Source organism: Streptomyces sp. NBC_00631 (assembly GCF_045206895.1).
GTDB lineage: Bacteria > Actinomycetota > Actinomycetes > Streptomycetales > Streptomycetaceae > Streptomyces.
On sequence record NZ_CP107734.1, the window covers coordinates 6508503 to 6533709 of the forward strand.

Genomic DNA, 25207 nt, shown 5'->3' on the forward strand with positions numbered 1-25207 from the left:
GGCGAGGCCCGCAAGGGCGAGGAGAGAACGAGGAAAGTGGCACCTGGAGACGGACAGACCGTCGACGAACAGTTCGCCCGGCTCCCGAGAAGCAGACAGCGCGAACTCGAAGCGAAAGGGCTCGGCCTGTCGAGGCTGCGCGAGATCGCCCTTGAGGAGGGCGGTGAGCAGGCCGTGCGGCACATCCTCGCGGAGCACGCCCGCCCGTCCAGCGGGTGGGATTTCGACGGCGATCGGCGCACGGACGAGAGCAGAGCGGTATGGCCGTGGATGCGGCTGCTTCTGGCAGCCGTCATCGGCGTGGTCCTGTGCCTGCTGTCCACGTATGTCCTCAACTCCTCGGCGCTCTTCGTCGGTGCGGCCTGCGGCGTGGCCGTGGCCTGGGCGGGGTTCAGGACCCGCAGGTCCTTCGGAGGTCTCGTGGCCTGCGGCCTCGTCGCGGTCGCCTATGTCGCCCTGATCTGGATCGGCTCGTACGCCGCCGACGAGTGGTACCTGCACATGCGCGGGCAGGAGACCACGGTCACTTACGCGAAGCCACTGCACGAGCAGGCGTCGCACGGTGTTCGTGTCACGTACTGCCGTGTCACGCTCCCGGACGGAACTGTCCGGCGTGTGTTCAGGAACGACACGCGGTGCACGGACGAGAGCTCGGCCGGCGCCAGGACTCTCGCGGTCGTCGACCCGTCGGATCACTACCGGCCGGTCCTCGGAGGCAAGTCCGCCATCGGCGGGATCGCCGCCGCGTACGGCTGTCTCGGTGCCGCCGCCGTCCTCGTCCTCGCGCCCCTGACCGCCGCGGTGATGAGCCGGTCGAACGAGCGGTTCGGTCGGCAGGGCGAGACGGGCGGCCTTGTGAGCGGAACCGACGTATGACGGACCGTACGGAATCCCCCGTTGTGGCAGCCCCCGTCCCGCCCCCCTCCGACTACCGCCTGGCCGTCCCCGACGGCTGGGACCGGATCGTGCTGGACAGTCCGGAGCGCTGGGCCCACCGCATCGACAAGCTGGTCAAGCGGGGGCTGCGGCGGACGCAGGCCACCCCGCAGCTGGAGGCCGCGCTCGCGGAGCGCATGCGGGCGCAGGCAGAGGCCGCGCAGGCCAACGGTGGCGTGGAGATGTACGTCGTCAACCAGGTACTCGGCCAGGTGCCGGTCTCCGCCGGTCTCGTCGTGACCGTCCTGCGGCCCTCGCCCGGCACCGAGGCCGGCGACCTCGGCGACATCGCCCGCTCTCTCGCCCTGCGCGCCGACGCCGCGGCCGACGACGTCACCCTCGTGGACCTCCCCGCCGGCCCCGCCGTACGCCACCGCTACCTCCGCCGACCCGCAGCCGACGACCCGGACGGCAACAAGCTCGCCGTCGCCCACCTGGACGTCTACCTCGCCGTCCCGCACAGCGACCAGCGGCTGCTGCTCTCCTTCTCGACGCCGACCGCGCCGCCGCTGGAGCCACTGGTGGAGGCCCTGGTCACGCTGTTCGACTCCGTCGCCCGCACTCTGCAATGGATGGCCTGATGCCCGAGTTCGCCGCCGCCACGGTCCACCTGCGGACGCCGGAGGACGCCGTCGCGCTGCCCGTGCGCGGCGCCGTCGAGCTGGGCGCCTGGGCCGGGGAGGCCGCCCGGCGGCTCGTCGAATCGGACGACGACGAGCCGAAGCTGCTCGACGCCCTCGCCACCGAACTCCGCGAAGCCGCCCTCGACTCCCGTGAGCGTGGCCCGATCACCGCGCTGTCGTACGTTCCCGAGCCGCGCCTCGGGGAGCTCGCTCGGATCGAGTTGTCCGCGCTGGTCGCCGACGACACCCATCCGGTGCTGACCGTCGAACTCCTCCAGCGCTACCTCGCCGCGCCGACCCCGGTCTCCTACCGGCCGCCCGAGGCCGAGCTGCGGACCCTTCCCGCGGGCCCGGCGGTGCGTGTGCGGCACGCGTACGTGCAGGACGTCGGGCGGGACGGGCTGGGGACGGTGCTGGAGACGTGCGCGTACGGCATCCGGGCCGACGAGACTTGGGGGCTCGTCCTGCTCACGTCCTGGAAGGCGCTGGCCCGGACAGATGAACTGTGCGCGCTGACGGACGAGTTGGCGGGGACCGTCCGGGTCACGGCTTAGCCGGCGGGCCGCCCGCGGTCAGGTGCCGGACGAGGGGCTCACCCTCCAGCGACGTCAGCCGGCACCAGGAGCCGTCCGTGAAGGTGATCCTGAAGTCCCGCCTGCCGACACTGAACGGGCGTCGCGCCACTGCGGCGACCGTGCTCAGGTCCGTCTCCCAGAGGACTTCCTCCCAGGGTTCCCTGGGGTCCCGCAGTCCGCCGAGGACCAGGAGCCGGCGGTCGGTCAGGACCAGGTGCGTGAGGTCCGTGTCGGGGCGGCGGGCCGGGTCGAGCTCCCAGGGGAGGGTACGGGCGATCGTGCCCGGGGCGGCCCACAGCACCGGGAAGTCGGTCTCCTCGTTCTCCGGGTCCTCGCTCCTGCCCAGGGGGTCCCCGCCGTTGGGGCCGCCCCCCGTCGGGCCGTTGCCTCCGGAGATCACGGTCAGGACGAAGAGGCCGAGGAGGAACGCGGCCGTCAGTACCGTCCACACCACGGGGCCGACCCGTGATCTGAGCCGGTAGGCCGGGCCTGTCGGCCAGCCCGCCAAATCACCCTGTATGTCACGCCGTTCGGTGTCCCGGAACCAGCGCCTGCCCTGCACCCGGTGTGCCGCGCCGGTGGCGAAGGACACCGGGGCACGCGCCACGAGCTCCTCACCCGCCGGGGGCTGCCAGGAACGGCGCTGCGGCACGGTCACGGTCCGCCCCCCTCACGGTCGGTCATCACGGTTGGTCGTGGCGGTCGTTCACGGCGGCGAATCCTTCGCCCGGCCGGGTGATCCGTGATCCTACTCGGGGCGCCGTCCGGGAACCGGTGGGCGGCCGGGCCGACGTGAGCGCTTCGTGCAGGCCTCATGGGTGCGCGGTGAGGGTGTCGGGGGCGGGCCGGCCGCGAGCGGGGTGTTCCGGATTCGCCGGTGCGCGGTTCGGGGCCCCTGCCCGTCCCCTCTCCCAACCGCCGTGCAGGCCACCGACGTTGCAGATCGCAACGACGATTTCAGTGAGGTCAAGGAGTCCGGGCGCGCCTTGAGGGGCTTATGTGTGGCTGATACGGTGCGATCGCTTGACACTCACCCCGCGGCCGAGTATTTGGCCGGGTCGGGGTGTTTCGTGTGGAGTGTCCGCTTTCGCTGTACCGGCAGGCACGGCGACAGGCGTTGACAGGTTTTCAGAGTTCTCGACAGAGACTGTCTTGGCTGTAACGGGGAGCGGTTGCGTGAAGATCCAAGAGCGTACGGGGGCGGGCGCCGGTCGTTCCGCGGGTCCGGCTCAGCCTTCGGTCGGTGACCGGCTTCCCACCGCGCCTCGTGAGCGCAAGCCCGCGCTGGCCGCGCTCGCGGTGCTGCTGATCCTGCTGGGTGCGCTGGGCGCGACGACGCTCGTGCTGCAGGCCGGCAAGCGGATCGAGGTCATAAAGATCACGCAGGAGATCCCGGCCGGCTCGTCCGTGACCGGAAGCAACGTGACCTCCGTCATGGTCGCCGACGACTCCAGCATCCACTACGTCAGGTGGTCCCAGCTGGAAAGCCTGAAGCGGCTGAAGGCCATCAGCACCATCCCGGCCGGTGCCGTCGCCGTCGGCGAGATGTTCGGCAGCGGCAGCAAGCTTCCCGCCGGCAAGTCCACCGTCGGTCTGGCCCTCAAGGAGGGGCAGTACCCGAGCGGTATCGAGGTGGGCGACACCGTCGCCGCCTACCGCGTCAGCAGCTCCTCCTCCTCCGGCGGCTCTTCCTCCGGCGGTTCGTCCTCCTCCGGCGGCGACTCGCTCATCACGGGCAGCGCCAAGGTCAGTGCCGTACCGGACGACAAGAGCAGCTCGGAGCTGGTCAGCAGCACCAACTACGCCATCACGCTCACCGTCGACAGCGACAAGGCCGCCGAGCTGGCCGAGGCCGCGTCCAACGGCGAGGTCGCCCTCGTCCTCGTACCCGGCAACGGCAACTAGAAGGCGGCTCCCACCCCATGGCGCTCATCGCAATCGCCGCCGACAAGGGTTCCCCCGGCGTCACCACCGCGGCCGTCGCGCTGGCCGCGGTCTGGCCGCGCCGGGTCCTGCTCGCCGAGGCCGACCCGGCCGGCGGTGACCTCGTCTACCGCAGCGCCGCCGCGCACGGCGGACCGCTCAACCCCAACACCGGCATGCTGTCCATCGCCGCCACCGCGCGACGCGGGCTCGTACCGGACCAACTCTGGGATCACGTGCAGCCGTTGAGCGGCGGCCTGGAGGTGCTCGTCGGGCTCGGGATAGCCGAGCACGCCGCCGGGCTCGCCGGGCTGTGGCCCACCCTCGGTCACGCCTTCGCCGCCCTCGCCGACTCCCCGAACGCGCCGGCCGACGTCATCGCCGACTGCGGACGGATCAGCGGCGACACCCCGGCCGTGGAGATGTTCCCGCACGCGGCCCTCGTCCTGCTCGTCTCGCGGACCGAACCCGAGGCGCTGGCCCGGGTCCGGGACCGGGCCGCCGCCCTCGCGCAGAAGCTGCACGGCGGCCCGCGCGGTGCCGCCGCCCTCGCCACCCCGCTGATCGGTGTCGTCCTGGTCGCCGACCCGGCCGGCGCCGGCAAGCTGGTCAACCAGGTCAACGACATGCTCGTGCACGCCCAGACCGGCGCCCGGGTCGTGGGCACCATCGCCGACGACCCGGCCGGCGCCGACCAGCTGGCCGGCCGCAAGCGCGGGCGTCTCGACAAGTCCCTGCTCATCCGCTCCGCCCGCAAGGTCACCGCCGACCTCCACCAGCAGTACGGCGCCGCCTGGTCCGTACCGGCGCAGCCGCCCCACGCGGGGGCCGGCCGATGACCGCTGTCGACCACCAGTTGGTCAAGCGGTTCCGGCAGGACGCCGGCGACCGCATCGCCGAGCAGCGCCGCCAGGACCAGGCGTCCGGCGTGACGCCGATGTCCACCGAGGACGAACGCCAGTACGCCCGCGCGGTCATAGCCCAGATCCTGGAGGAGTACGCCCGCGCGGAGATCAACGCCGGACGCACCCCGCTGGACGCGGAGACCGAGGAGCAGTACGCGGCCGCCGTGCACGCGGCACTGTTCGGCGTGGGGCGGCTGCAGCCGCTGCTCGACGATCCGGACGTCGAGAACATCGACATCAACGGGTGCGACCAGGTCTTCGTCGGGTACAGCGACGGGCGGGAGGCCGTCGGGGATCCCGTCGCGGAGACGGACGAGGAGCTCATCGAGCTCATCCAGGTGCTCGGCGCCTACTCCGGTCTGTCGTCCCGGCCCTTCGACTCCGCCAACCCGCAGCTCGACCTACGGCTTCCCGACGGCTCCCGGCTCTCCGCCGTCATGGACGTCACCCGGCGGCCCGCGCTGTCCATCCGGCGCGCCCGCATGGGCAAGGTCTTCATCTCCGATCTCGTCGGCAACGGCACGCTGACACCCGAGGTCGCGCACTTCATGGCGTGCGCCGTCCGCGCCCGCAAGAACATCATGATCGCGGGGGCGACGAACGCGGGCAAGACGACCCTGCTGCGTGCCCTCGCCAACGAGATCCCGCCGCACGAGCGGCTCATCACCGTCGAACGCGCCCTGGAACTGGGGCTCGACACCTTCCCCGACCTGCATCCGAACGTCGTGGCGTTCGAGGAGCGGCTGCCCAACTCCGAGGGGCAGGGCACCATCAGCATGGCGGAGCTGGTCCGGCGCTCCCTCCGTATGAACCCCTCCCGCGTCATCGTCGGTGAGGTCCTCGGCGACGAGATCGTCACCATGCTGAACGCCATGTCGCAGGGTAACGACGGCTCCCTCTCCACGATCCACGCCAACAGCTCCAGCGAGGTCTTCAACCGCATCTCGACCTACGCGCTCCAGGCCTCCGAGCGGCTGCCCATCGAGGCCAGCCAGATGCTGATCGCGGGCGCGGTGAACTTCGTCGTCTTCATCCAGCGGCGCAACAACTACCAGACCGGCGGCCGTCTCCAGCGCATGGTCACCTCGGTCCGTGAGGTCAACGGCGTCGACGGCCGGGTGCTGTCCAGCGAGGTGTTCGCGGAGGCCCCCGACGGCCGGATCGTGCCGCATGCGCCCATAGCCTGCCTGGAGGACCTGATGGCCTACGGCTACCAGCCGCACGGGGCGTGGGGGTGACGTGACGTGAACCTGGATTCCCTGGGCTCCATGGGCGGCCTCTTCTCCACCTCGGTCCTCTACGCGCTCGGCAGCGGCGTCGCGGTCGGCGGCGGACTCGCGCTGCTGATCCTGGCGATCCGCGGCCTGCCCGCCAAGCCCGACCACGAGAAGCAGAAGGCCAACGAACGGGCCGCCGAGCTCATCCGGTTCGCCGGGCAGCGCGGCTCCCTCGCCGCCATCATCGGCCTCGTCGTCCTGCTGCTGACCCGCTGGGCGGTGGCCGGTATCGCCGCCGGCGTCCTCGTCTTCTTCTGGGACAAGCTGTTCGGCGGCGCCGCCGAGGAGCGGGCCGCGATGAAGCGTGTGGAGGCCCTCGCCTCCTGGACCGAGTCGCTGCGCGACACCATCGCCGGCGCGGTCGGCCTGGAGCAGGCCATCCCGGCCTCGGCCCGCGCCGCCGCGCCGATCCTGCGGCCGCACCTCGACGCCCTCGTCGACCGGCTGCGCGCCCGCACCCCGCTGCCGGAAGCGCTCCAGCACCTCGCCGACGAGATCGACGACGCGTCGGCGGACATCATCGTGGCGGCTCTCATCCTGAACGCGCGACTGCGCGGGCCCGGTCTGCGCCAAGTGCTGGGCGCGCTCGCGAAGTCGGCCCGCGAGGAGGTCGACATGCGGCAGCGCGTGATGGCCCAGCGGGCGTCCACGCGGCGCTCCGTCCAGATCGTCGTCGCCGTGTCGGTCGCGTTCGTCCTCGGCCTCGCCGTCTTCAACCGCGACTTCGTGGCGCCGTACGGCACCGCTGTCGGCCAGCTCGTACTCGCCCTGGTCTGCGGCCTGTTCGCGCTCGGCTTCTGGTGGCTGCGCAAGCTGTCCACCATCGAGACCCCGGAACGGTTCCTGGTCCGCGACCAGTCCTCCGTGCAGTTCGTACGACCGCCCCGCACCGCTCCCGGCGCCCCGGGCGCCCCGGGTGCTTCGGGCCAGCAGCAGCTCCCCACCGAGGAAGGGGTCCGCCGGTGAACCTCACGATGCCGATCCTCGTCGGCGTGATCCTGGGGCTCGGCGTCTACGCCCTGATCCGCGCCCTGATGCCGTCCCGGCGCAGTGCGGTCTCGCAGGTCGCCCGGATCGACGCGATGCGGGCGCGCGGCGCGGCCTACGAGTCGGCCCGGCCGACGCAGGACACCGGCCGGTTCGGCTCGCTGCGCGCCGAAGTCGGCGAGCGCGTCGCCGAGTTCTACCGGCAGCAGGGCTGGGAACAGCGCTCGCTCCGTGCCGACCTCGCCGTCCTCGACCGCAGCTGGGAGAGGTTCCTCGCGACCAAGGTGCTGCTCGCGGCGGCCGGGCTGATGTTCGGCCCCTTCCTCTTCGCCGTCGTCTACACCATGGGCTTCGGGCGCAGCCCGGTCGTCCCGGTCTGGCTGGCCCTGGCCTGCGCGGCCCTGTTCTTCTTCCTGCCCGACCTGGAGGTACGACGGGACGCGGCCGAGAAGCGCCGGGACCTCAGGCGGGTCATCGGGGCGTACCTCGACCTGGTGTCGATGAGCCTCGCCGGTGGCCGTGGCCTCCCCGAGGCGCTGATGGCGGCCGCCGAGGTCTCCGACGGCTGGGCCAACCAGCGCATCCGCAACGCCCTCGCCGACGCCCGGATCACCGGCGTCAGCCAGTGGCAGGCGCTGGGCGCGCTCGGTGAGGAGCTGGGTGTCGAGGAGCTGAAGGACCTGTCGGCCTCCCTCGCCCTGGTCGCGGACGACGGCGCCAAGGTCCGCGAGTCCCTCGCCTCCCGCGCCGAGACCATGCGCCACCGCGAACTCGCCGAGATCGAGGGCAGCGCGGGCGAGAAGTCCCAGTCGATGCTCGTCGCCCAGCTGCTGCTCTGCGCCGGCTTCCTGGTTTTCCTGATCTTCCCGGCGGCGATGCGGGTGTTCCAGGTGTGAACTGAAGCGTGAACCTTCGCCAACTGCTGTTTCGAGAGGACAATTCATCATGAACGGACGGAACTTCAGCACCGGGATCCCGGCGATGGACTTCCTGGTCACCTTCCTGCAGGCCCGCGTGGAGCGGGCCCGCTCCGGCGAACTCGACCGCGGTGCCTCCGCCGTCGAGTGGGTCATCATCTCCGCGGTCGTCGTGGCGATCGTCGGCGTGGTCGCCGCGATCATCAACGCCGCGTTGAGCGACGGCGCCAACAAGGTCGGCAACTGCATCAAGGGTGCCAACGCGAGCGGGACCTGCTGAGCGGGCGTACGGGTACGGCTACGGGGTGACGGGGGTGACGGGGATGTCTGTGGGCGTGGGCAGAGGCCTGGGCGGCTGGGTACGCCGCCGGGCGGCCGCCGCGCGCGGCGACTCGGCCGACTCGGGCATGACCGCGATCGAGTTCGTGTTTCTCACCCCCGTTCTCTTCTTCATGATCTTCGCGACGGTGCAGTTCGCGCTGTACTTCTTCGCCGACCACGTGGCGCAGGCGGCCGCCCAGGCCGGTGCCCGCAAGGCCCGCGCCACCGCCGACGCGGAACCCGGCGCCTGGCGCGGCGAGGCCCGGGACGTGGTCGACTCCTACATCAGGCAACTCGGCCCGCAGCTGGTCCTGTCGCCCGACGTGCAGACGGTGCAGCCGGAACAGCACACGGTCGGCGTCGAGATCACGGCCCGCATCCCGACGGTGTTCCCGGGCCTGGACCTGACGGTGCACGCACGGTCCGCGGGGCCGGTGGAGCGTTTCGTGGAGGATCAGAACTAGATGTCCTCCGCAGCGGAAAGAGTCCGGTACGACGACCGGGGGCTGTCGACCGTCGAGGTCGTCATTCTCGCCCCGGTCATGATCCTGTTCATTCTGGTCCTGGTCGCCTTCGGTCAACTCGTCGACGGGCGAGGGGCGGTGGACGGCGCCGCGCGGGACGCGGCCCGCGCCGGGTCCATCCAGAAGGACCACGCCACGGCCATGACGGAGGCCCAGAAGGCCGCCGAGGCGGACCTCTCGGACGTCTGCTCCGGGCCGGTCTCCGTCGTCCAGACCAGCGCGGGCTTCGCGCCCGACTCCATCTTCACGGTCGAGGTGAGCTGCCAGGTGCGGGGCCTGGCCATGCTCGGCCTGGACATCCCGACGAGGCTCACGGCGAGCTTCTCCTCACCACTGGACCCGTTCCGGAGGGCGGCATGAGCCTCGCGGTGCTGCGCAGTTGGTGGACCGCGCGCCGGCTCCGCCTCGACGACCGGGGCTCGGGCGCGGGGGCGGTCATCATCTTCGCCCTGGTCTTCCTCACCCTGTCCGCGTTCGTCATCGACGGCGGCCTGTCCATCTCCAAGCGCGAGCGCGCCGCCGACATCGCGGAACAGGCGGCCCGTTACGCGGCCCAGGACATCGACCTGGACAAGCTGTACGAGAACCAGGGCGGCGCTCCGATCAACTTCCAGGACTGCGACGCCCGGGTGAAGACCTTCGCCCGCGAGATGGACATGTCCACCGCCGACATCGCCGGCACCCACTGCGTCTCCGCCGACGAACAACAGGTCCAGGTCGAGGTCCAGTTGACCTACGACCCCGTCTTCACCGGCATGTTCTACGGCGGCGCGATCGTGGTGCACGGCGAGGCGACGGCCGAGAACGAGGTCGGCTAGGCCTCGGGGGCGCTGCGGCCGCGGTGGCCGTTGCCGTCGCTGTCGTCACCGGCGTCGCTTTTGTGGCCGCTGCTCCCGTGGGAGCTGCCGTTGCCGTCGTTGCCGTCGTTGCCATGGCCGTGCCGGGGCGGGCAGTCGTCGTCGGGCGGAGTGACCGGATCCGGGTCGGCCGGTGCCGGGTCGGGGTCGGTGACGGGCGGGGTGCCCACGGGGTCCGGGTCCGCCGGGTCCGTTGGGTCCGCGGGGTCCGTCGGGGGAGTGGGGTCGGCCGGCTGGGTCGGGGGAGTGGGGTCGGGGTCCGTGGGTTCGGTGGGCGGCGTCGGCTCCGTGGTCACCGGCGGAGTGCTGCCCCTGTCGCCGTTGCCGTCCCCGTCCCCGCCGCTCCCTGGCGTCGTCCCACCGGGGTCCGCCGTCGAGCCGCCGCCGCTGTTCGACGGTGACTGCGTCGTGGTCCCGGGCCCGGGGACGACCGCCGTGGTACTGCCGTCGCCCGCGCCGTCGTTGCTCGCGCCCTGCCGTCGTACCGGCTCCCCGCCGTCCTGTCCGGGTGGCACCGTCGGCCGCGCGGCGGGTGTGTCCGCCGGGGTGCCCGGCTGTTCGGCCACCGGTACCTGCGCCACCGGCGCGTCGGCGACGGGTGTCCGCTGGGCGGGGACCGAGTCGGACCGGCCGGGGCCGAGTATGAGCACCAGCGCCGCCGCACCGGCCGCCATCGCCCCCGCCGCGACCACCACCGGCGCCTTCGTGCCGCCGACGCCGGTGGCCCGCCGTACGCCGTGCAGCAACCCGCTTCCGCCGCCGCCCGCGTGACCGCCCGCCGAGGCCCCGGCGGCGGTCAGGGTCAGCAGGAACCTGCCGGCCGTACCGCCCACCGCGAACACCAGCAGGGCCGGGCCGACCAGGGCCGGGAGCCGGTCGTTCGCGCTCATCAGGGCGGCGAGCCGGATCCGGCAGTCCTCGCAGGCGTCCACGTGGCCGAGCAGCCGGTCGGACTGACGTTCCGTCGCGGCGCCGCGCACGTACGCGGGCATCCGGCTCCAGTGGACCTGGCAGGCGGGGTCGTCCGGGGCGCCGGTCTGGGTGCGCAGGAAGGCCTGCCGCATCCCCTCCCGGGCGCGGTGCAGCAGTACGGCGGTGGCGCCCTCCTTGGTGCCCAGTTGGGGCCCGATCTGCGCCAGCGGCTGGCCCTCCGCCTCGGCCAGCCAGAGGGCCTTGACCCAGCGTTCGGGCAACTGGGCCAGGACGCGGACGAGCAGATCGACGGAGGAGACCTGCTCGGCCGGGTCGTCGCCGTGCCGGCCGGACTCGGCCTGCTCGTCGTCGTGCGGGTCGCGGGGCGTCTCGCGGGGGGCCCCGTTCGCGGCGTACGCGAGATGCCGGACGGTCGTGGTCAGGTAGGCCGACACGTTGTCGATCTCGTGCCCCTCGGCCAGCCGCCGCCAGACCCGGAAGTGCGCCTCGGCGACGAGGTCTTCGGCCACCCAGGCGTTGCGGGTGAGGGAGCGGGCGTACGCGACGAGACGCGGCTGCTGTTCCTCGTAGATCCGGGCGTAGGCGGTGGTGCTGATCACTGCAGAGGAACCGTCGTGCATGGCGGAACGCTCCAGTTGCCGGCATAGGGGCGGGAGAAGGGTTTGTCAGAGTAGATGACGAAACTTTCAAGCAAAGTTTCAAGCGCATTGGAAAGTGACACATGTCACTCAAGTCGCTTGTGTTTCCCGCGTAATCAGGCCCGGCGCCAGGCGCTCTCACTAGCACGACGGCCCACCACCGCACCCCGGAGAAGACCCGTGCCCATCACGCTCGAACAGCCCACCGGCGCCCGCCTGCTCACCGCCGACGAACAGGAGGTCGCGGTCCCCGCGACGCTCCGCTACACCTCGGCCGACCCGCGGGCCGTGCACTTCGTCTTCCCGCCGTGGATCTCCCTGGACGGCGAGGAGGTCACCTGGACCTTCGCGCGGGCCCTCCTTGAGGAGGGCCTGGCGACCCCGGCCGCCGTCGGCAACGTGCACGTACGCCCGTACGGCCCCTCCCGCACGGTGGTGGAACTGCGGGCGCAGGAGGGCGTGGCGGCGATCGCCTTCCCCACCTCGGCCCTCACCCGCTTCCTGCTGTCCTCGCTGCGGGTCGGCGGTTGACGGGGCGCCGGCCGAATCGTCAGGAGCGTGTGCGACTGAGAACGAGGGTGTCGTGTGAGGTGTGTGGAGAGGGCGTGTGCGGGCGCGGGCGGCGATAACTCCGGCCAATCGGGAACCGCTTGACGAAAGGGCGGAATTCGGGCGGTCGTTCGCCGTTCTCCCCCTTCGACGCTGTCGGTGCCAGTCAATAGGATCGGCAAGGGGACCTCGGCAGGCTCGATGCGCCCCCGGTCCACTCCTTCCACACACGACCACGGGGCACCCGCCATGGCGCGACGCAGCACATCAAGCTCGACGGGAAGACCGACGGGGACCGGTCCGTCCGGTCCGCGCAACCGGACCCCGCAGCCGGTGCGGCTGCGCCGGCGCACGTTCGGGGACGTCGTCAAGGCGTTCCTCGCCTTCGTGGTGCTGGTCGTTCTCGTCGTCGGCGTCCCCGGCGCCCTCGCCGTGACCGTCGGCTGGCCTCTGCCGCGCAGCGCGCCCGGCATGGACTGGCTGTCGCAGCCGATCGACGTCGAGACGTTCCTGAACGCGCTGACGGTCGTCGTCTGGCTGGCCTGGGCCCAGTTCACGGCCTGCGTGCTCGTGGAGGTCAAGGCCGCCGTCTCGGGCGTCGGCCTGCCCGGCCGGGTCCCCGGCGCCGGCCCCAGCCAGCTGCTGGCCCGTCAGCTCGTCGCCGCGCTGCTGCTGGTGGGCGCCACCGCCGCCAGCCTCACCCCGGGCCTCTCGCAGCTCGGCCACAGCCTTGAGGGCAACCAGAAGGGCACGGTGGCCACCGCGCAGGCCACCCCCGGGATCCTCGCCCAGCAGCAGGAGCAGGCCAAGAGCACCGCCGCCGCCCTCGCCGAACAGGCCGGCCATGCCGCGGCCCACGCCGAGCACGGCTCCACCGCCACGCACGGCGCGACGAAGTACTACCGGATCCAGCCGCCCGAGGGCCGCCACCACGACTCCCTGTGGGAGATAGCGCAGCGCCACCTCGGCGACGGCCGCCGGTACAAGGAGATCTACGAGCTCAACAAGGACCGCATCCAGCCCGACGGCTCCCGGCTCTCGGAGGCCAGCCTCATCCGGCCCGGCTGGATCATGGAGATGCCCGGCGACGCGCACGGCGGCGAACTCGTCGAGAACCCCGACGCGCATGTCTCGCCGGAGGTCCAGCAGCAGATCGGCGACTACGCGAAGACCGGCGACCACGCCCAGCAGCACCAGGAGCAGGGCGGCGGTCGGCACGCGGGTGAGGACGGTGCCACCGCCCAGATCACCGTGCCCAGCGCACGGCAGACCGGCGACGCCGCCGGCCCCGCCACCCCCGCCGCACACGCCCAGGAGAGCTCCGGCCACTCCTCCTTCGGCCTCCCCGAGGCTCTCCTCGGCGCTCCCCTCCTTGCCGCGGGCCTGCTCGCCGCCCTCGGCCGCCGGCGCCGGCAGGCCCTGTGGCAGTCGGCGCTCGGTGCCGTCGGGGGCCGCCGCGGCATGGAGCCGCCGATCCCGACCGGTGACGCCCAGGACGTGCAGGACGCGCTGCTGGTAGGCGCGGACCCGGACGGCGTACGCCTGCTCGACCGGTCGCTGCGCGGACTCGCCGCCGCCCTCACCGCCGAGTCCCGCTCCCTGCCCGTCGTCTACGCGGCCTGGCTCAGCCACGGCGATCTGCATCTGCAGCTGGCCCAGCCGGCCGGCAAACCCCCGGCGCCCTGGCAGCTCGGCCAGGACCAGACGTTCTGGACGCTGTCCCGCGCGGACGCCGAGCGCTACGAGGACACCGACGCCGCGGCGCCGTACCCGGGGCTCGTCAGCCTCGGCACGATGGACGACTCGCGGCTGCTGCTCAACCTGGAGGCCGTGCCCGGTATCGTCTCGCTGAGCGGCCGCGAGGCCGACCGGGCCGCCGTCTTCGCCTCGGTCGCCGCCGAACTCGCCACCAACGGCTGGTCGGACCGTATGACCATCACCCTGGTCGGCTTCGGTGCGGAGCTCACCCCGCTCGCACCCAACCGGCTGCGCCATCTCGACGACGTGGACGCGCTGTTCGAGACCATGGAGGCCGAGACCCGGCAGCGCCGGGGCGCGCTCGGCGCCGCCGACCACCACTCGGTCCTCACCGGCCGGACCGGCCCCGCCCAGCACACCCGCTGGGCGCCGAACCTCGTCCTGCTCGCCACCCAGCCGTCCGCCGAGGACGCGGTGCGCCTCGCCGAACTCGCCGCCGACGCCGCCCGGCTGGGCATCGGCTACCTGGTCGGCACCGAGAGCGGCGACCTGCCCGGCGCCGCCTGGGCGATGGAGATCACCCCGGACGGCAGGCTCCTCGCCCCGCTCCTAGGCCTCGAACTCCAGGCCCAGCTGCTGCCCGCCGTCCAGCAGCGCGCGGTCGTCGAACTCTTCGTGGAGGCCGACCCCGAGCGCGACCCGGACGGGCCCACCACCACCCCGCCGTTCCTCGTCGACATCAGCGAACAGGGCCGTCCGGCGGTGTACGCGCGGCTCGTCGGACCGTACGAGATCATCGGCCTGGAGACCCCCGACGGGGAGCGCAGCCCCCTCCTCCACGAGGCCCTTGCCCTTCTCCTGCTGCACCGCGAGGGCGTGCACCCGCGCGTGCTGTCGTCCGCGCTGTGGCCGCGGGGCGTGACGGAGGACGTCCGCGACGCCCTCCTGGAGCGGCTGCGCGGCTGGCTCGGCACCGACCCCGACGGCAGCCCCCGGCTGCGCGCCGACGCGGCCGGCCGTCTCACGCTCGCCAAGTCGGTCGTCTCCGACCTGGACGTGCTGCGCTCCCTCTACCACGAGGCCACCCAGGGCAAGGGCGTCGACAGCCGCGCGGTCCGCGGCCGTCTGCTCACCGACGCGCTCGTCCTGGTCCGCGGCCCGCTGCTCGCCGACCGCGCGGAGGGCCGCTACCGATGGCTCACCCACGAGATCATCGACGCCCAGCTCCCGCTCCTGGTCGCCGACATCGGCCTCGCGCTGTCCGCGTTCCACCTGGAGAAGGACCGCGCGGAGAAGGCGATCGAGGCGCTGGGCGCGGCGCTGAGGACGGCCCCGGCGGACGAGCGCCTCTGGCACGAGCTGCTGCGCGCCACGCACGCCACCGGCGACCCGGACCGGCTGCGCGCCCTCGCCGCCGACCTCATCGCCCGCAGCGGGGCGCGCGGCCTGCCCCCGCGTACCGAGGCACTCCTGGACGAACTCCTCCCGACCTGGCGCGACGACGCCGCCGCGACCGGATGACCGCCCTGGACCTCGCCCTCCCGGCCGTCGCCGCCCTCTGGGGCGCGACGGCCGGCGCCCTGCTGCCCCGCGCCGCGTACCGCTTCTCGGCGCCGGCGGGGGAGGAGTGGCGGACGGCCTGCCCCGCCGGGCATCCGGTCAGGGGGTGGCTGGGCCGCGAGGTGTGCGCGCGGTGCGCGCGGGGCGCGGATCCACAGAACGCGTGCGGGGTGCCGTCCGACGGTGTGGCGGCGGGGGGTGCGAGGGCCCTGCCGGCGGACGGCGGGACGGCTCCACCGGCGCACGGGACCGACTCCGCGGCTCCCGCGTCCGAACCGGTCGAGGCCTCCGCGCCCGCACCCGACGGCGGAGACGCTGCCGCCGACGGCGAGGACGGCCGGCCGGAGCCACCCGCACCTGCCCCCCGCGCATCCTTTCTCGGCCTCGCCACCGCCCTCGTCTGCGCGGCGCTCGCCCTGGCCACCGGGACCCGTCCGGAGCTGGCCGTCTGGCTGCTCCTGGCGCCGGTCGCCGTACTGCTCGCGCGGGTGGACTTCCGGGTGCAGCGGCTCCCCGACCCGCTCACGCTCCCCTTCGCGGCCGCCTCCCTCGCGCTCCTCGGGGTCGTCGCCCTGCTCCCCGAGCACGCCGGCGACTGGCTCACCTCCCTCTACGCGGCCCTCGCCCTCGGCGGCGGCTACTTCGTCCTCTTCCTCGTCAACCCCGGCGGCATGGGCTTCGGCGACGTGAAGCTGGCCCTCGGCACGGGCGCCGTCCTCGGCTGGTACGGCTGGCCCACCGTGCTGCTCGGCACCTTCGCCGGATTCCTGTTCGGCGCCCTGTACGGCGGCGCGCTCGTCGTCGCACGGCGGGCCGGGCGCAAGACGGCGATCGCGTTCGGGCCGTTCCTGATCGCCGGGGCGTTCGCGGGAGTGCTGGTGGGCGCGTACACGGCCTGAGGCCGGGCCGTCCGAAAGGCGGACGCGGGGCTGGCGTAGGCTGGTTCGGTCCGTCCACAAGCCATTACGAAAGGGACGCGCCCGGTGACCGAGAAGGCCGACCTTCAGTCCGTCCTCGACCGTGCCGCTGCCGGTGGGCGGATCACCCCGGAAGAGGCGCTCGACCTCTACCGCGACGCACCGCTGCACGCGCTGGGCGCCGCCGCCGACGCGGTACGCCGCCGCCGGTACGCGGGCACCGAGCACATCGCGACGTACATCATCGAGCGGAACATCAACTACACCAACGTGTGCGTCACGGCGTGCAAGTTCTGCGCCTTCTACGCGGCCCCCAAGGACACCGCCAAGGGCTGGACCCGCGACCTCGACGACATCCTGCGCCGCTGCGCGGAGACGGTCGAGCTGGGCGGCACCCAGATCATGTTCCAGGGCGGCCACCACCCGGACTTCGGCGTCGAGTACTACGAGAAGCACTTCAAGGCGATCAAGGACGCGTTCCCGCAGCTGGTGATCCACTCCCTCGGCGCCTCCGAGGTCGAGCACATGGCGAGGATCTCCGGCGTGCCGGTCGAAGAGGCCATCACCCGTATCCACGAGGCCGGCCTGGACTCCTTCGCGGGCGCCGGCGCGGAGCTCCTTCCCGCGCGCCCCCGCAAGGCCATCGCGCCCCTCAAGGAGAGCGGCGAACGCTGGCTGGAGATCATGGAGACCGCGCACCGGCTGGGCGTGGAGTCCACCTCCACGATGCTCATGGGCACCGGCGAGACCAACGCCGAGCGCATCGAGCACCTGCGCATGATCCGGGACGTCCAGGACCGCACGGGCGGCTTCCGGGCCTTCATCCCGTACACCTACCAGCCCGAGAACAACCACCTGAAGGGCCGCACCCAGGCCACGCTCTTCGAGTACCTGCGGATGATCGCGATCGCGCGCCTGTTCATGGACAACGTCGCGCACATCCAGGGCTCCTGGCTGACCACGGGCAAGGAGGTCGGTCAGCTCTCGCTCCACTACGGCGCGGACGACCTCGGCTCGATCATGCTGGAGGAGAACGTCGTCTCCTCGGCCGGCGCCAAGCACCGCTCCAACCGGCTGGAGATCATCGACCTGATCCGCAAGGCGGGCCGCGTCCCGGCGCAGCGCGCCACGACGTACGAGCACCTCGTGGTCCACGACGACCCGGCGAACGACCCGGTCGACGAGCGGGTGATGTCCCACATCTCCTCGACGGCGATCGAGGGCGGCACCGCGCACCCCGAGCTGAAGCTGCTCGCCTCCAACTGAGGCACGGGTGGAGACGATTCACACGGCGGACCGGGTCTTCGTCACCTGGGACGCCGAGCCGATCGAGAACGGCGCCGTGGCCGTCGTGCAGGACCGGATCGCCGCCGTGGGCGCGTACGAGGACCTGCGTGAGCGCTTCCCGCGGGCGCGGGTCCGCACCTGGCCAGGCGCAGTGGGCCCCGCCCGCCTCCATGACGGGCCCCTCCCGGCCGCTCCCAGCCCGCGGGAGCGCGTGCACGCCGTGCTGAAGCGGGGGGCGGCGGCGGTCCTGGAGCGGTACGCGGACTCGCCCGAACTGCGGGCGGCGGCGGAGCGCAACGACGTCATGGTCGTGCCGAGTTCGTGGCGCGAACCGGCGCTCGTCCAGACCGGCCGAGCGGACCTGGCGGTCTTCGACGCTGCGGGGGAGTGCCTCGCGACGGTATGCGCCGGCCGACTGGTTCACCGGCGAAGGTGATTTCTCAACGTCCTTCAGGAACGCGCCCTTTCAGGGGCGCCGGGCTGTGTCACTATGCGGCTCCGCCGCGTGGGCGCGACCAGCCCCCACCGTCCTGCAGACGACACTCAGCCGGCGAACGCCTCCCCGAACGCCCCCGAACTCTGAGTCACCCCACTGCAATCGGTCGCCGCGTCATCCTGTGAAGCAGTCCCGCTCCCGCACTGCACATCCCGGAACGTCGACCACATCGACACCCACGCGATCCCCTCCTCCTCCGCGAACGCCCGCACGTCCTTCGCGTCGGACAGCGAGAACGTCTCCCCGTCCACGTCGTTCACCCCGATCATCGAGGTCAGCGCCATCCCGCCCCACGCGCCCGCGTCCGACAGCCCGAACACCTTCTTCAGCTGTGTGTGCGTGGCCTTCGCCGAGGTGACCGCGTAGTCGCCCATGTCACCGTCGTACGACTCGCCGTAGTTCATGGTCATGATGTCGACCGTCGAGACCTGCACGTCGTACTTGTTCGCGGACTCCAGCAGCGCGAGGCTGTCGGAGTCGAGCCCGGACGGCATCACGGGCAGCGTGAAGGAGACCTTGAGGTCCGGCCGTTCCTTCTGGAGCTGCGCGATCGCCTCCGACCGCAGGGCGACCGAGTCCGAGTCGGTCAGCGTGTCGCCCTCGATGTCGAAGTCGGCCTGGGAGGAGCCCGCGGCGTCCAGCGCGGCGCCGTACGCGGCGGCGAGTTCCGACGCGCTGGAGCATGTCGTCGCCAGCTCCTTCCCGGAGGCCCCGCCGAAGGACACCCGGACCGTCGCACCGTTCTCCTTCAGCTTGGAGATCCGCGACTTCACGGCCGAACTGCCGATGGCGTCCGTTCCGTTCCAGGCCGGTGTGCAGCTGCTGCCACTGGCGATCACGAAGGCCAGGTTGTACGTCGAGGGTGACCCCGCGTCGTCCGTGCCGGCAGCCTCCGTCGCGCTGACGTAGGGCGCGTACGCCGTGCTGGATCCGTCCGAGCTGTTCGAGCTGTCCGACCCGTCGGCGTCGCTCGCCGAGGCCGACGCCTTCTTCGACGGCGCGGGCGCAGCGTCCGACGTGCCGTCGGAGCCCGAGGAGCACCCCGTCACTGCCATGGCAAACAGGCAGGTAAGCCCGGCAGCCGGCCTGAGGAAACTCCGCATTAAGATGCACCCGCTCTCGTGATTTGTGTCTCAGGCTCGAAACAAAGCCTGATTCAAAAGGAAAACGTCTCACACGCTCATTGTGTTCAACGGTTCGATCAATACATAGAAACCTCATGGAATGAAGGGTGTGAAGAGGGCGAAAGGTGCAGCGCAAAAGGGGTGTTCAGGTGGTTTCCCCTCCCTGGTGGCCGCCGCAGGTGTTCACAGAATCTCTCAGCAAAAAGACAGGTTAAGGGGTTTCTCATGGGCGCTTCACAAGAATCCCGAAGGCGATCACATAAAGGCTCCCTAATATCCGGGGAATGCAATCCGAGCCTGCAATCGAAAGCCGCGCCGCGGGGCGTGGTCGCCGCCGCAAACAAGGCAACGGGTCTGCCGAAGGGCCCGTCTTCGTCGACTCCTCCGGGCGCCGGTCCAAGGTGCTGCGGCGTGTCGGCCTCCTCCTCGGCGTCGTCTGCCTCGCCTACACGGGAGTGCTCGGCGCCGCCTTCATGGGCTGGGGAACCTCGCTCACCCCGGACTCGCTGGTCCCGAACTTCGCACGCGCCGGCAACGCCCCCGGCGGTGAGCGCCCGCAGGGCGGCGTCGGCCGTCAGGCCGGGCTGCCCAGCGGCCGCCCGTCGGCGCCGCCCTCGACCACCGCCACGCCGTCCGCGTCCGCGTCCGCCTCCGCCACTGCCGACTGACCGGAAACGCAGGCCCTTCCCATGACTACACCGACGTCCTCACGCGGCCGCAGGCGCGCCCCCTCCCGCATCGAGCGGGCGGCGGGCAGGGCCGCGGCGCTGCAGAAACCACGTGTCATCCTCGCCCTGCTGCTCCTGCTGGCGCTGACCTGCGTGATGCTGCTCGACGGCTATCTGCGCGCAGAGGTCGGCGGCGACCAGCGGGTCCGCAGCGGCGCCAGCTCCAGCAAGGTGCCGGACAAGGTCCTCGACGGCGGCCCGATCCTCACCTTCAGGGGCGGCCGGGCGACCGCCGTCTCGGTCCCCTCCAAGACCATCGCCCTCACCTTCGACGACGGTCCGAACCCGACGTACACCCCGCAGGTCCTCAAGATCCTCAAGCAGTACGACGTGCCCGCCACGTTCTTCCTGGTCGGCTCGATGGTGTCGCGCTACCCGAACATCGTGAAGACGATGGTCCAGCAGGGCAACGAGGTCGGCGTCCACACGTTCACGCACGTCGACCTGTCGTACCAGAGCGACGCCCGGATCAACCGCGAGATGCAGCAGACGCAACTCGCGCTGGCGGGCGCGGCCGGGATCACCACGACCCTCTTCCGCGCGCCGTACTCCTCCGAGACCGACGCCATCGACAACTACAGCTGGCCGGTCTACAAGAAGCTCGGCGACGAGGGCTACACCAGCGTCTTCGTCGACACCGACAGCGACGACTGGAAGAAGCCGGGCGTCTCGAAGATCGTCAAGTGGGCCACGCCGAGCGGCACCAAGGGTGCGGCGGTCCTCTTCCACGACGCGGGTGGTGAGCGCTCGCAGACGATCAAGGCACTGCCCCAGTACATCAAGAAGATGAAGGCGAAGGGCTACACCTTCACCACCGTCAGCGGTGTCATCGAGAAGCGGAACGCCGCCGAGCGGCAGGCCGCCGCCGCGAGCACCGGCTCCGACAGCCAGACCTCCACCACGCTCACCGAGGCCGGCGTGACGGGCACCGCCGCCGGCACGGGCACCGGCTCCCAGCCCGGCGGCACCGGCCTGAACGGCGAGGGCGGCAGCGCGCCCAGCAGCGGCACCGGCACCGGGACGGGCACCGGAGCCACCACCGTCTCCCGCCTCCAGGCCGCCCACCGCACGGCCACCGGCATGACCCTCTACGAGGGCAAGGCGCTCATCGTGGCGGTCGCGATAGCCGAGTGGGGCCTCCCCGTCCTCTCCGGCCTGCTGTTCGTCGTCGGCGTCGCGGTGATGGGCCGCTTCGGGATGATGCTGCTCGTCGCCCGCCGTCACTACAGACAGCGCAACAAACGCCGCTTCAGCTGGGGCCCGACGGTCACCCGGCCGGTGAGCGTGATCGTCCCGGCGTACAACGAGAAGGAGTGCATCGCCAACACCCTGGAGTCGCTGGCGCGGAGCACCCACCCGATCGAGATCATCGTCGTCGACGACGGTTCCACGGACGGCACCTCGGAGATCGCCCGCACCGCCGCCGACAAGCTCGGCATGACCAACGTCCGGGTCGTCCGGCAGGAGAACGCGGGTAAGCCGGCCGCCCTCAACAACGGAGTGCGCAACGCCAGTTACGACATCGTCGTGATGATGGACGGCGACACGGTCTTCGAACCGGAGACGGTACGGCACCTCGTGCAGCCGTTCGCCGACCCCGAGGTCGGCGCGGTCGCAGGCAACGCCAAGGTCGGCAACCGCAACACGATCATCGGCGCCTGGCAGCACATCGAGTACGTGATGGGCTTCAACCTCGACCGGCGCATGTACGACCTGCTGCGCTGCATGCCCACCATCCCCGGCGCCATCGGCGCGTTCCGCCGCGACGCGGTGCTCCAGGTGGGCGGCATGAGCGAGGACACCCTCGCCGAGGACACCGACATCACCATCGCCATGCACCGCGCGGGCTGGCGGGTCGTCTACCAGGAGCACGCCAAGGCCTGGACCGAGGCGCCCGGTTCGTTCAAGCAGCTGTGGTCCCAGCGCTACCGCTGGTCCTACGGCACCATGCAGGCCCTGTGGAAGCACCGCAAGTCCCTCACGGACAAGGGCGCTTCGGGCCGCTTCGGCCGCGTCGGCATGCCCCTGGTGGTCCTCTTCCAGATCGTCACACCGGTCTTCGCCCCGCTCATCGACGTCTTCACGGTCTACTCGATGATCTTCGTCGACTTCGGGGCGGCCCTGTTGGCCTGGCTCGCCGTCCTCGGCATCCAACTGGCTTGCGCCGCCTACGCGTTCCGCCTCGACAAGGAGAAGTACCGCTACCTCGCGATGATGCCGCTGCAGCAACTCGCCTACCGCCAGATGATGTACCTCGTCCTCATCCACTCCTGCATCACCGCCCTCACCGGCGGCCGCCTGCGCTGGCAGAAACTCAAGCGCACCGGCGAGGTCGGCACCCCGGCGGGGGTGAGCGGCTGATGACCTGGGACCAGCAGAATCCGTACCAGCAGGGCTACAACGGCTACGACTACGGCCCCTACGCCGACCAGCAGCAGTACGCCCAGCAGCCGTACCCCCAGCAACAGCAGTACGTCGACTACGGCTACCCCCCGGCGCCCGAGCAGACGGCCCCCCTACCCCTGGTGGAACCGGAACCGGAACCGGAACCGGAGCCCACTGCTGTGGGCAGTCGTTCCGCAAGGCGATGGCAGTCCCCCCGCGCGAGCGAAGCCGAGCGTGGGGGAGGGCGGGCGCAGCCGACAGGTCCGGGCGGCGCCGAACCAGCAGACGCCCACGAGTCCGACCCGAACCCGCAGCCCAAGCCCCCTGCAAGGGACCGCTACTTCGACACCCTCCGCGCCGTCGCCCTCATCCGCGTCGTCACCTACCACACCTTCGGCTGGGCCTGGTGCGGCATGGTGTTCCCCTCCATGGGCATCATGTTCGGCCTCGCCGGCACCCTCATGGCGAAGTCCCTGGAGCGCCCGGCGCCGAAGGTGGTCAAGAGCCGCCTCCGCCGCCTGCTGCCCCCCTTCTGGTTCTGGGGCTTCTTCGTCGTCCTGGCGATGCTGATCCACGACTGGATGCCGGGCTGGCAGATCGTCTACTGGATCGTGCCGCTCGGCGACCCGCCGGGCAACGCGTGGGGCATGCAGGCCTGGGAGATCCTCTGGTACCTGCGCACCTACCTCTGGTTCGTCCTCCTCTCCCCGGCCCTGCTGTGGATCTTCCGCAAGGCTCCGATCCCGGTCCTCCTCCTCTCCCTTGCTCCGATCCTGGTCCTGAACTTCGTCTGGTCGGGCCCGGACAACCGGTTCGGCTCCGCCCTGTGGGACCTGTCGACGTACCTCTTCTGCTGGATCCTGGGCTTCGCGCACCGCGACGGCGTGCTCCAGCGGATGAAGCCGGCCCTGGTGGTCGTGGGCTCGCTCGCCGCCGTCGGCTACGGCGGCTGGTACGCCTTCTCGCACCAGGCCGACTTCGGCACCTACGACCTGGACGAGAACCCCCTCGCTCAGGCCTTCTGGTCGGCCGGGTTCGTGATGCTGCTGATGTGGGCGAAGGCCTACTTCAAGATCGACTTTGCCTGGCTGAGCCGCTTCAGGAAGCTCGACCGGACGGTCACGATCTTCAACGCCCGGGCGGTGACGATCTACCTCTGGCACGAGATCGCCCTCGTCCTGGCGGTCCCGCTGATCGACCAGATGTGGAACGTGCCCGCCTTCGAGAAATGGCTCCCCCTGGAGAGCCAGTGGTTCATGTTCGGAGTCGGCTGGATCCTGATCGCGGTGTTCATCGTGGCGTGCGGCTGGGTGGAGGACGTGGCCGCGAAGAAGAAGCCGAAGCTCGTCCCCTGAGGGCGTGCTGCAAGAATGGCGAGCGTGACCCGCGCTTCCCTGAACAAGCAGCCGCACGAAGTCGCCTCGATGTTCGACGACGTGGCGGAACGGTACGACCTGACCAACGACGTCCTGTCGCTCGGTCAGGACCGGCAGTGGCGGAAGGAGGTCGCCAAGGCGGTCGACGCGCGCCCCGCGCAGAAGATCCTGGACCTGGCGGCCGGCACGGGCACCTCCTCCCAGCCGTTCGTCCGGGCCGGTGCCTACGTCGTGCCCTGCGACTTCTCCCTGGGGATGCTCCAGGTCGGCAAGCGGCGCAACGCCTGGATGCCCTTCACCGCGGGCGACGCCACCCGGCTGCCGTTCGGGGACGGCACCTTCGACGCCGTGACGATCTCCTTCGGGCTGCGCAACGTCCAGGACACCGACGCGGCCCTGCGCGAGATGTACCGGGTGACGCGGCCCGGCGGCCGGGTCGTGATCTGCGAGTTCTCGCACCCGACCTGGGCGCCCCTGCGGACCGTCTACACCGAGTACCTGATGCGCGCACTGCCGCCGGTCGCCCGCGCGGTCTCCTCCAATCCGGACGCCTACGTCTACCTCGCCGAGTCCATCCGCGCCTGGCCCGACCAGCCGGCCCTGGCCGGACGGCTGCGTGAGGCGGGCTGGTCGAAGGTGGCCTGGCGCAACCTCACCGGCGGGATCGTCGCCCTGCACCGGGGCTTCAAGGAGGCCTGAGCCCCGGCCGGTGACTCACAGGCTGCTCACCTCGAAGGCGTCCCCGGGCTGGTCCAGCTCCCGTTGCAGGCCGCCCTTCGGCGGCCGCGGGATGCGGGGCTCGCGCACGCCCCCGCCGCCCTCCCCCTCACCGAAGTCGAACCACACGTACACCATCGAGTCCCGCGGCACCTCGGCACCGGCCTGCGGGAACTGGCGTACGACGTAGTCGACAACTGTGAGATGGAATTCCGGCCGGTCCGGCGCGTTGAGGAACAGACCCCGCGCCCGGGCGGTCTCGCGCGCGTCCACGGCCATCAGTCCGACCAGTCGTGGCACGCGCACTTCGGGTGTTTTGGGTGTTATATGCACAGATGTCACCCCCAGCGGTACTGGAAGGGTAACCCCCGGCACATGGCGGCCGGAAGCACCGGGTGTCTTTCTGTAACAGATCGCTACTCTCTGTAACTATCGGCGTCGACGCCCTGCAGGTCGAGCCGGTAGCAGAGCGCCTCCTCCGGGAGCCGCGGGTGCGGGAACGTCTCCGCCAGCTCCATCCCGAGGCGCCGGGTGACCGCGACCGACCGCTCGTTCCCCGGCCGCACCATCGCCACCACCTTCGGCACACCCACCGCCCGCAGCCGCCCCAGCGTCATGTGCGCCGCCGCCGTCACGTACCCCTTGCCCCAGTGGTCCCGCCCGAGCCGCCAGCCGATCTCGATCTCACCCCTGGGCCCCCAGTCCGGCACCCACGGCTGGGCACCGGTGAAGCCGATGACCTGGCCCGACTCGTCGGTCATCGTCCACAGGCAGAAACCGAGCTCCGCGTCGTGCCGGCGCTGGCGGGCGGTGAGCTCCTCGTAGACGGACAGCTCCGCGGACCTCCCGCCGTAGAACTCCATGACCTCCGGGTGGTCGAAGACCCGATGCCAGGCGAACGCGTCCTCGTGCGTGGGTACACGCAGCCGTACCGCGGGGAGAGCTCGGTTCACA

26 protein-coding genes are annotated in these 25207 nt (G+C 71.5%); 21 read left to right on the top strand and 5 right to left on the bottom strand.

What is annotated here, in order from left to right:
* The first annotated feature begins 36 nt into the window (after nucleotides 1–36).
* The 3 genes from OHB00_RS29900 to OHB00_RS29910 are packed head-to-tail and all read left to right on the top strand — an operon-like array spanning nucleotide 37 to nucleotide 2113.
* Complete coding sequence (locus tag OHB00_RS29900; protein ID WP_406439264.1) at nucleotides 37–876, top strand: hypothetical protein; 840 nt, start codon at nucleotides 37–39, stop codon at nucleotides 874–876.
* Between the two features lie 23 nt (nucleotides 877–899).
* Nucleotides 900–1517 (top strand): hypothetical protein, encoded by a 618-nt coding sequence (locus OHB00_RS29905; protein ID WP_406439265.1) that lies wholly within the window; start codon nucleotides 900–902, stop codon nucleotides 1515–1517.
* Entirely contained in the window at nucleotides 1517–2113 is a 597-nt protein-coding gene (locus tag OHB00_RS29910; RefSeq protein WP_406439267.1) for a hypothetical protein, read from the top strand. The genes OHB00_RS29905 and OHB00_RS29910 overlap by 1 nt, the downstream gene beginning before the upstream one ends.
* On the opposite strand, the gene OHB00_RS29915 is transcribed toward OHB00_RS29910, so the two are convergent.
* A complete protein-coding gene (locus OHB00_RS29915; protein ID WP_406439268.1) occupies nucleotides 2103–2792 on the bottom strand; it encodes a hypothetical protein in 690 nt (229 codons plus the stop codon). The two genes, OHB00_RS29910 and OHB00_RS29915, sit on opposite strands and share 11 nt — an antisense overlap.
* Before the next feature lie 518 nt (nucleotides 2793–3310).
* On the opposite strand from OHB00_RS29915, the gene OHB00_RS29920 reads away from it, so the two are divergent.
* The 9 genes from OHB00_RS29920 to OHB00_RS29960 are packed head-to-tail and all read left to right on the top strand — an operon-like array spanning nucleotide 3311 to nucleotide 9806.
* Complete coding sequence (locus tag OHB00_RS29920) at nucleotides 3311–4039, top strand: hypothetical protein (RefSeq protein WP_406439269.1); 729 nt, start codon at nucleotides 3311–3313, stop codon at nucleotides 4037–4039.
* A 17-nt stretch (nucleotides 4040–4056) separates the two neighbouring features.
* The gene (locus tag OHB00_RS29925; RefSeq protein ID WP_406439271.1) at nucleotides 4057–4896 is read left to right on the top strand and encodes a hypothetical protein; all 840 of its coding nucleotides are present in this window, start codon (nucleotides 4057–4059) and stop codon (nucleotides 4894–4896) included.
* Nucleotides 4893–6200: a CpaF family protein gene (locus OHB00_RS29930; RefSeq protein WP_406439273.1), complete on the top strand. Its 1308-nt coding sequence runs from the start codon at nucleotides 4893–4895 to the stop codon at nucleotides 6198–6200. The genes OHB00_RS29925 and OHB00_RS29930 overlap by 4 nt, the downstream gene beginning before the upstream one ends.
* A gap of 30 nt (nucleotides 6201–6230) precedes the next feature.
* Complete coding sequence (locus OHB00_RS29935) at nucleotides 6231–7205, top strand: type II secretion system F family protein (protein ID WP_406446043.1); 975 nt, start codon at nucleotides 6231–6233, stop codon at nucleotides 7203–7205.
* Nucleotides 7202–8122 (top strand): type II secretion system F family protein, encoded by a 921-nt coding sequence (locus OHB00_RS29940; protein ID WP_406439275.1) that lies wholly within the window; start codon nucleotides 7202–7204, stop codon nucleotides 8120–8122. The genes OHB00_RS29935 and OHB00_RS29940 overlap by 4 nt, the downstream gene beginning before the upstream one ends.
* A gap of 49 nt (nucleotides 8123–8171) precedes the next feature.
* The gene (locus OHB00_RS29945; RefSeq protein WP_406439277.1) at nucleotides 8172–8423 is read left to right on the top strand and encodes a hypothetical protein; all 252 of its coding nucleotides are present in this window, start codon (nucleotides 8172–8174) and stop codon (nucleotides 8421–8423) included.
* Between the two features lie 43 nt (nucleotides 8424–8466).
* The gene (locus OHB00_RS29950) at nucleotides 8467–8928 is read left to right on the top strand and encodes a TadE family protein (RefSeq protein WP_406439279.1); all 462 of its coding nucleotides are present in this window, start codon (nucleotides 8467–8469) and stop codon (nucleotides 8926–8928) included.
* Nucleotides 8929–9348, top strand: coding sequence for a TadE/TadG family type IV pilus assembly protein (locus tag OHB00_RS29955; protein ID WP_406439281.1), 420 nt, complete (start codon nucleotides 8929–8931; stop codon nucleotides 9346–9348). It abuts the gene before it with no gap.
* On the top strand, nucleotides 9345–9806 hold the full coding sequence (locus OHB00_RS29960; RefSeq protein WP_406439282.1) for a TadE/TadG family type IV pilus assembly protein: 462 nt from the start codon (nucleotides 9345–9347) through the stop codon (nucleotides 9804–9806). Before OHB00_RS29955 ends, OHB00_RS29960 begins: the two co-directional genes overlap by 4 nt.
* Here OHB00_RS29960 and OHB00_RS29965 read toward each other — a convergent pair.
* Nucleotides 9803–11398, bottom strand: a complete 1596-nt coding sequence (locus tag OHB00_RS29965) for a sigma-70 family RNA polymerase sigma factor (protein WP_406439284.1) — start codon at nucleotides 11396–11398, stop codon at nucleotides 9803–9805. The genes OHB00_RS29960 and OHB00_RS29965 overlap by 4 nt on opposite strands.
* Before the next feature lie 198 nt (nucleotides 11399–11596).
* Here OHB00_RS29965 and OHB00_RS29970 point away from each other — a divergent pair, with 198 nt between their 5' ends.
* The 5 genes from OHB00_RS29970 (at nucleotide 11597) to OHB00_RS29990 (ending at nucleotide 17863) form a co-directional block, all read left to right on the top strand.
* The gene (locus OHB00_RS29970) at nucleotides 11597–11947 is read left to right on the top strand and encodes an SsgA family sporulation/cell division regulator (RefSeq protein ID WP_406439285.1); all 351 of its coding nucleotides are present in this window, start codon (nucleotides 11597–11599) and stop codon (nucleotides 11945–11947) included.
* A gap of 267 nt (nucleotides 11948–12214) precedes the next feature.
* Nucleotides 12215–15184: a BTAD domain-containing putative transcriptional regulator gene (locus tag OHB00_RS29975; RefSeq protein ID WP_406439287.1), complete on the top strand. Its 2970-nt coding sequence runs from the start codon at nucleotides 12215–12217 to the stop codon at nucleotides 15182–15184.
* On the top strand, nucleotides 15181–16122 hold the full coding sequence (locus tag OHB00_RS29980; RefSeq protein WP_406439289.1) for a prepilin peptidase: 942 nt from the start codon (nucleotides 15181–15183) through the stop codon (nucleotides 16120–16122). The genes OHB00_RS29975 and OHB00_RS29980 overlap by 4 nt, the downstream gene beginning before the upstream one ends.
* 84 nt (nucleotides 16123–16206) lie before the next feature.
* The gene (mqnC, locus tag OHB00_RS29985; protein ID WP_406439291.1) at nucleotides 16207–17406 is read left to right on the top strand and encodes a cyclic dehypoxanthinyl futalosine synthase; all 1200 of its coding nucleotides are present in this window, start codon (nucleotides 16207–16209) and stop codon (nucleotides 17404–17406) included.
* Between the two features lie 7 nt (nucleotides 17407–17413).
* Nucleotides 17414–17863 carry an imidazolonepropionase-like domain-containing protein gene (locus OHB00_RS29990; protein ID WP_406439293.1) on the top strand — a complete coding sequence of 150 codons (450 nt, stop codon included), beginning with the start codon at nucleotides 17414–17416 and terminating at the stop codon, nucleotides 17861–17863.
* Between the two features lie 107 nt (nucleotides 17864–17970).
* On the opposite strand, the gene OHB00_RS29995 is transcribed toward OHB00_RS29990, so the two are convergent.
* On the bottom strand, nucleotides 17971–19026 hold the full coding sequence (locus OHB00_RS29995; RefSeq protein WP_406439294.1) for a chitinase: 1056 nt from the start codon (nucleotides 19024–19026) through the stop codon (nucleotides 17971–17973).
* A gap of 305 nt (nucleotides 19027–19331) precedes the next feature.
* On the opposite strand from OHB00_RS29995, the gene OHB00_RS30000 reads away from it, so the two are divergent.
* The 4 genes from OHB00_RS30000 to OHB00_RS30015 are packed head-to-tail and all read left to right on the top strand — an operon-like array spanning nucleotide 19332 to nucleotide 24235.
* Nucleotides 19332–19715, top strand: coding sequence for a hypothetical protein (locus OHB00_RS30000; protein WP_406439296.1), 384 nt, complete (start codon nucleotides 19332–19334; stop codon nucleotides 19713–19715).
* A 21-nt stretch (nucleotides 19716–19736) separates the two neighbouring features.
* Nucleotides 19737–22136 (top strand): bifunctional polysaccharide deacetylase/glycosyltransferase family 2 protein, encoded by a 2400-nt coding sequence (locus tag OHB00_RS30005; RefSeq protein WP_406439298.1) that lies wholly within the window; start codon nucleotides 19737–19739, stop codon nucleotides 22134–22136.
* The gene (locus OHB00_RS30010) at nucleotides 22136–23515 is read left to right on the top strand and encodes an acyltransferase (RefSeq protein ID WP_406439300.1); all 1380 of its coding nucleotides are present in this window, start codon (nucleotides 22136–22138) and stop codon (nucleotides 23513–23515) included. The genes OHB00_RS30005 and OHB00_RS30010 overlap by 1 nt, the downstream gene beginning before the upstream one ends.
* 24 nt (nucleotides 23516–23539) lie before the next feature.
* Nucleotides 23540–24235, top strand: coding sequence for a demethylmenaquinone methyltransferase (locus OHB00_RS30015; RefSeq protein ID WP_406439302.1), 696 nt, complete (start codon nucleotides 23540–23542; stop codon nucleotides 24233–24235).
* 15 nt (nucleotides 24236–24250) lie between these two features.
* On the opposite strand, the gene OHB00_RS30020 is transcribed toward OHB00_RS30015, so the two are convergent.
* Both OHB00_RS30020 and OHB00_RS30025 read right to left on the bottom strand, forming a co-directional pair.
* Complete coding sequence (locus OHB00_RS30020) at nucleotides 24251–24559, bottom strand: PASTA domain-containing protein (protein WP_406439304.1); 309 nt, start codon at nucleotides 24557–24559, stop codon at nucleotides 24251–24253.
* A gap of 110 nt (nucleotides 24560–24669) precedes the next feature.
* A complete protein-coding gene (locus OHB00_RS30025; protein WP_406439306.1) occupies nucleotides 24670–25206 on the bottom strand; it encodes a GNAT family N-acetyltransferase in 537 nt (178 codons plus the stop codon).
* Between the last annotated feature and the right edge of the window lies 1 nt (nucleotide 25207).